Annotated in this window: 4 protein-coding genes and 1 pseudogene; 3 read left to right on the top strand and 2 right to left on the bottom strand. The window is 65.6% G+C overall.

What is annotated here, in order from left to right; genetic code table 11:
* The 3 genes from DBR23_RS31235 to DBR23_RS19890 form a co-directional block, all read left to right on the top strand.
* On the top strand, positions 1 to 258 hold a 258-nt coding region (locus DBR23_RS31235; RefSeq protein ID WP_233250600.1), incomplete at its 5' end, for a GNAT family N-acetyltransferase.
* Between the two features lie 19 nt (positions 259 to 277).
* Complete coding sequence (gene glp / locus DBR23_RS19895; protein WP_108499345.1) at positions 278 to 1,633, top strand: gephyrin-like molybdotransferase Glp; 1,356 nt, start codon at positions 278 to 280, stop codon at positions 1,631 to 1,633.
* A 93-nt stretch (positions 1,634 to 1,726) separates the two neighbouring features.
* Positions 1,727 to 2,053 carry a thioredoxin family protein gene (locus DBR23_RS19890; protein WP_108499344.1) on the top strand — a complete coding sequence of 109 codons (327 nt, stop codon included), beginning with the start codon at positions 1,727 to 1,729 and terminating at the stop codon, positions 2,051 to 2,053.
* Positions 2,054 to 2,197: 144 nt separating this feature from the next.
* Here the strand turns inward: DBR23_RS19890 and DBR23_RS19885 are convergent, their stop codons facing one another.
* Together DBR23_RS19885 and DBR23_RS31230 are read right to left on the bottom strand one after the other, a co-directional pair.
* The gene (locus DBR23_RS19885; protein WP_108499343.1) at positions 2,198 to 5,353 is read right to left on the bottom strand and encodes an efflux RND transporter permease subunit; all 3,156 of its coding nucleotides are present in this window, start codon (positions 5,351 to 5,353) and stop codon (positions 2,198 to 2,200) included.
* Between the two features lie 39 nt (positions 5,354 to 5,392).
* Positions 5,393 to 5,579, bottom strand: a pseudogene (locus tag DBR23_RS31230) (efflux transporter periplasmic adaptor subunit); the annotation flags it as partial.

The raw sequence follows: 5,579 nt of genomic DNA, 5'->3' as shown, positions 1-5,579 counted from the left end.
GTGGTAGTGGGCATGATGGTGTCGCCTGCTGCGCAGCGCCGGGGCGTTGGCCGGATGCTGGTGGATGCCTGCGTGCAGGCCGCCAGCCAGGTGCCGGGGCTGACCCAACTGGTGCTCACCGTCACCGCGTCCAACCAGCACGTGGTGCGCCTGTACGAGCAGGCCGGGTTCCGCCCCTGGGGCCTGCTGCCCAACGCCATCGTGGTGGATGGCGTGGGCTACGACAAGCTGCACATGGTGCGGCTGCTCTCCCACTGACTTCAAGCGAATCCCACCCATGAAAACCATTGCCCAGATTGCCGCCGAGTTGCAAGGCTACGACCCGCAGGCCCTGAGCGCCGCCGATGTGAACCAGTTTCTAGACCGGCTGGTTGAGCCCGTCACCGCCACCGAAGTGCTGCCGCTGTTCAGCGCGCTGGGCCGCGTGCTGGCGCAGGATGTGATCTCGCCCGTCAGCGTGCCGCCCCACGACAACTCGGCCATGGACGGCTACGCTTTTGCGAGCGCGCAACTGGTGGCTGGGCAGCCGCTCACCCTGCGCGTGGTGGGCACCGCCCTGGCGGGCAAGGCCTGGGCAGGCGCGGTGGCTGCAGGCGAATGCGTGAAGATCATGACCGGCGCCATCATGCCAGCCGGGCTGGACACCGTGGTGCCGCAGGAGTTCACCACCGCCGCTGCCGACGGCCAGATCACCATCGCAGCCGATGTGCTGCGCGCCGGAGACAACCGCCGCTTCAAGGGCGAGGACATCATGGAAGGCCGCGTGGCCCTGGCCCGTGGCGAGCTGCTGACGCCCGCCGCCCTGGGCCTGGTGGCCAGCCTGGGCCTGCCCACCGTCACGGTGTACCGCCGACTGCGGGTGGCGTACTTCTCCACCGGCGATGAGATCCTGAGCCTGGGCGAGGCTCCCCGCGAAGGCGCCGTGTATGACAGCAACCGCTACACCGTGTTCGGCCTGCTCACGCGCATGGGGGTGGAGGTGATTGACCTGGGCGTGGTGCGTGACGAGCCTGCACTGCTCGAAGCTGCCTTTCGCCAGGCGGCCCAGCAGGCCGACGCCATCATCACCAGCGGAGGCGTGAGTGTGGGCGAGGCCGACCACACCCGCACCATGATGAAAAAGCTGGGCGACGTGGCCTTCTGGCGCATCGCCATGCGTCCAGGCCGCCCCATGGCCGTGGGGCGCATCGGCAACGCAGAAAATCAAGCCGTTTCGGCCTCAAGCGCCAGTGCATCATGCTCTAACAGCTATCAAAATGATATCAATACAGCCCCCGGTGGCGCAGTGCTCTTCGGGCTGCCCGGCAACCCCGTGGCGGTAATGGTGACCTTTCTCGCCTTTGTGCGCCCCGCCCTGCTGCGCATGATGGGCAGCACCCGCGCGGCGCCCCCGCTGCTGCGCGCCATCAGCACCGAGCCCATGCGCAAGAAGCCCGGCCGCACCGAATACCAGCGTGGCCTGGTCACTACCGCCGCCGACGGCACGCTGCAGGTGCGCACCACCGGCAACCAGGGCTCGGGCGTGCTCAGCTCCATGGTGCAGGCCAACGGGCTCATCGTGTTGCACCACGGGCAGGGCAATGTGGCGGTGGGCGATGCAGTGGACGTGATGGTGTTTGAGGGCGTGATATGACACGGCAATGCGCCGCCAGCCAGTGCATGCCATCGGCCGCCAAGGTAACCTGAAACCAGCCTCTCGCCCTGTTCACAAACCGCGAATCACGCCATGCCCTACGCCGCCCAACACCTTGCACAACCCCCATCCCGAGACGATGTGGACCGCCTGCCCGGCGCCACGGTGGTCGAGTTCGGTACCCCCTGGTGCGGCCACTGCCAGCGCGCCCAGCAACTGATCGAAACCGCCCTGAAAGACCGCGCGGACATTGCCCACGTCAAGGTGGAAGACGGCCCTGGCCAGCGCCTGGGCCGAACGTTCGGCGTGAAGCTGTGGCCAACACTGGTCTTTATGAAAGACGGCAAGGAAGTGGCGCGCCTGGTACGCCCGCATAGCGGCCAGGAATTGCAGAACGCGGTGCAGGCGGTGCTGGCCTAAGCTACCCGCGCTGCAACCCGCTGGACCCAGACCGTCCTCACGCTGGCACCGCACAACAGAAAGCAGAAAGGCCCCTGCCGGGCCCTTTCTTGTCTTGCTTTGCTTCTGCTGTTTTGGCAGCTCACTTTGCACTCCCACTGAAGGCTACTTGGCCACATAGTCGTGCGGGTGCACTGGGTGGGCTGGCTGATCCACGGCCACCGCTGTGTTGGCCCCCGGCACCGCCTTGCGGGCAAACAGCGTGTACATGGTGGGCACCACAAAAATGGTGAGCAGCGTGCCCAGCGACATGCCACCCACAATCACCCAGCCGATCTGGGTGCGCGTTTCGGCGCCAGCGCCCGTGGCCAAAGCCAGGGGAATGGCGCCCAGCACCATGGCCCCCGTGGTCATCAGGATGGGGCGCAGTCGCTGGGCCGAGGCCTTGACCAGCGCGTCCACCATCTCCATGCCCTCTTCGCGCAGATGGTTGGTGAACTCCACGATCAGGATGCCGTGTTTGGTGATCAGGCCCACCAGCGTGATCAGCCCGATCTGCGAATAGACGTTGAGCGAGCCGCCGCTCCAATTGAGCGCCAGCAGCGCACCGATCATCGACAGCGGCACCGACACCATGATGACCAGCGGGTCGATGAAGCTTTCGAACTGCGCGGCAAGCACCAGGAAGATGAACACCAGCGCCAGCACAAACACCATGCCCAGCGCGCCTTGCGAGTTCTTGAACTCCCGCGAGGTGTCGTTCAGGTCGGTGGTGTAGCCGGGCTTGAGCACCTTGGCCGCCGTCTCGTTCATGAAGGTGATGGCCTGGCCCAGCGAGTAGTCGGACGACAGGTTGGCCGTGATGGTGGCCGAGCGGCGCTGACCAAAGTGGTTCAGCTCGCGCGGGCTCACGCTTTCGCGCACGTTGACCAGGCTGGTCAGCGGGATCATCGCGTCGTTGCGGCCGCGCACATAGATGGTGTCGATGTTCTCGGGCGTGGTGCGGCCCCGCGCCTCGGTCTGCACGATCACGTCGTACTGCTCGGCATCGCGTTTGTAACGTGTGACGGTGCGGCCGCCCAGCATGGTCTCGATGGCCTTGGCCACCACTTCCACGCTCACGCCCAGGTCGGCGGCGCGTTCACGGTTGACCTCGATGCGCAGCTCTGGCTTGTTCAGGCGCAGGTCCACGTCAGGGGACACGATGCCGGGGTTCTGCGCAATCTCGGCCATGAAGGCAGCCACCACCTTGCTCAGGTTTTCGTAGCTGTCCGAGGTCTGGATCACGTAGGTGAGTGGCCGCGAGCGAAAGCCCTGGCCCAACGATGGCGGCGTGATCAGGAAGGCATTCACGCCGGGCAGGCCCGCCACCTTGGGCTGCAGCTCCTTGGCCAGGGCCAGCGTGGTGCGGTCGCGCTTTTCCCAGTCGACGGTGCGGTAGATCACACTGCCTTGCGCAACCGTGGGGTTGCCGATGTTGGCAAACACGCGGTCGAATTCGGGGTAGGTGTTGCCGATCTTTTCCAGCTCCAGCGCATACCGGTTGGTGTAGTCCAGCGTGGCGCCGTCGGGCGCAGTCACACTGGCCAAAATGGTGCCCCGATCTTCCAGCGGCGACAGCTCCTGCCGCATGCTGGGGAACACCAGCACCAGCGCCACGCCGCTGAGGGCCATGACGCCCAGCACGATCCAGCGGGCCTGGAACAGCGCACCCCGCACGCCACTGCGCCCCGCGCCCGCACCACCCCAGCGGGCCGTGACGATCCAGCGCAGCAGGCGGCCATAGGCGTCCGACAGGGCCGTGAGCCAACGCTCCATGGAGCGGTCAAACCAATTGGGATTCGGGTTGTGCTTGAGCAGCAGCGAGCACATCATGGGCGAGAGCGTCAACGCCACAAAGCCCGACACCACCACGGCTCCGGCCAGCGCCAGCGCAAACTCCACGAACAAGCGCCCCGTGCGGCCGGGTGTGAAAGCGAGTGGCGCATACACCGCCACCAGCGTGAGCGTCATGGCCACGATGGCAAAGCCGATTTCACGTGCGCCCTTGATGGCGGCAGAAAACGGGTCGAGCCCCTCTTCGATGTGGCGGTAGATGTTCTCCAGCATCACGATGGCGTCGTCCACCACCAGGCCAATGGCCAGCACCAGCGCCAGCAGCGTGAGCGTGTTGATCGAAAAGCCGGCCAGCGACATCAGCGCAAAACTGCCCACCAGGCTGACCGGGATGGTGATGATGGGGATGATGGACGCACGGAACGTACGCAAGAACACAAAGATCACCAGGGCCACCAGCACCACGGCCTCGATGATGGTGGAGTACACGCTCTTGATGGAGCGGTCGATGAACAGCGAGTTGTCGTTGGCAATGTCGATACCGATGTCTGGCGGCAGGTCGGCCTTGAGCAAGGGGATCATGTCGCGCACGCCTTTGGACAGCTCCAGCGGGTTGGCCGTGGCCTGGCGGATCACACCCACCGAGATCGCATCGCGGCCATTGAGCCGCACGCGGCTGCGGTCGCTGGCAGGGCCTTCTTCAACCCGGGCCACATCACGCACGCGTACTGAAAACCCATTGACCGTGCGGATCACGATGTCGGAAAACTGTGCTGGGGTTTTCAGGTCGGTCTGGGACGTCACGCTGAACTCGCGCTGCTGCGATTCAATGCGGCCTGCTGGCAGTTCCAGGTTGTTGCGGCGGATGGCGTCTTCCACGTCCTGCGTGGTCAAGCGATAGCCGGCCATGCGCTCGGGGTCCAGCCACACGCGCATGGCGTATTTGCGCTCGCCATAAATCGGCACATCCGCCACACCGGTCACCGTCTGCAAACGGGGCTTGACGATGCGGTTGATCAGGTCATTGATCTCCAGCGGGCTCCGTGTATCGCTGCTGAAGGCGAGCCACAGCACGGGCGATGCATCGGCCTCCACCTTGGCAATCACGGGCTCATCCACCGCGAGCGGCAGGCGGTTGCGCACACGGGCGGTGCGGTCGCGCACTTCAGCGGCGGCGTTGTCAGCGTCCTTCTCCAGGCGAAAGCGCACGCTGATCTGGCTTTGCTCGGCCCGGCTGATGGAGGTGATCACATCCACGGCGTCGATACCGGCGATGGAGTCTTCGAGCGGCTTGGTCACCTGCGATTCGATGACCTCGGCCGACGCGCCCGCATACCGCACGCTGACGGTGACCACGGGTTCGTCGATCTTGGGGTATTCGCGCACGGACAGGCGTGTGAAGCTCACCGCGCCAATCAACAGCACCAGCAGTGACAGCACGGTGGCAAACACCGGCCGGCGGATGGAGATTTCAGCGAGTTGCATGGCAGTCCAGAGGCATCAGAGGGTAAGGACGGCAGTCCGTCAGACGGGAGGGCGGCTGCCAGTGGGCGTGGACCGGCTGGAGGTTCCGGCCAGCTGGCAAGGGTTGGGGCCGGGCAGCGGATCGGGTTCGCTGCGAGCCGCCATCACGCGGGCCACCGAGGGGGCGGCAGCAGGAGATGGAGATGCCGATGCCGCAGAGGTGCTCTGCGCAGGCGCATCAGCCACC

Source organism: Acidovorax sp. HMWF018 (assembly GCF_003061035.1).
Lineage (GTDB): Bacteria > Pseudomonadota > Gammaproteobacteria > Burkholderiales > Burkholderiaceae_C > Acidovorax > Acidovorax delafieldii.
The sequence above is the reverse complement of the archived record's forward strand: the minus strand, read 5'-3'. Positions and strand labels throughout refer to the sequence as shown.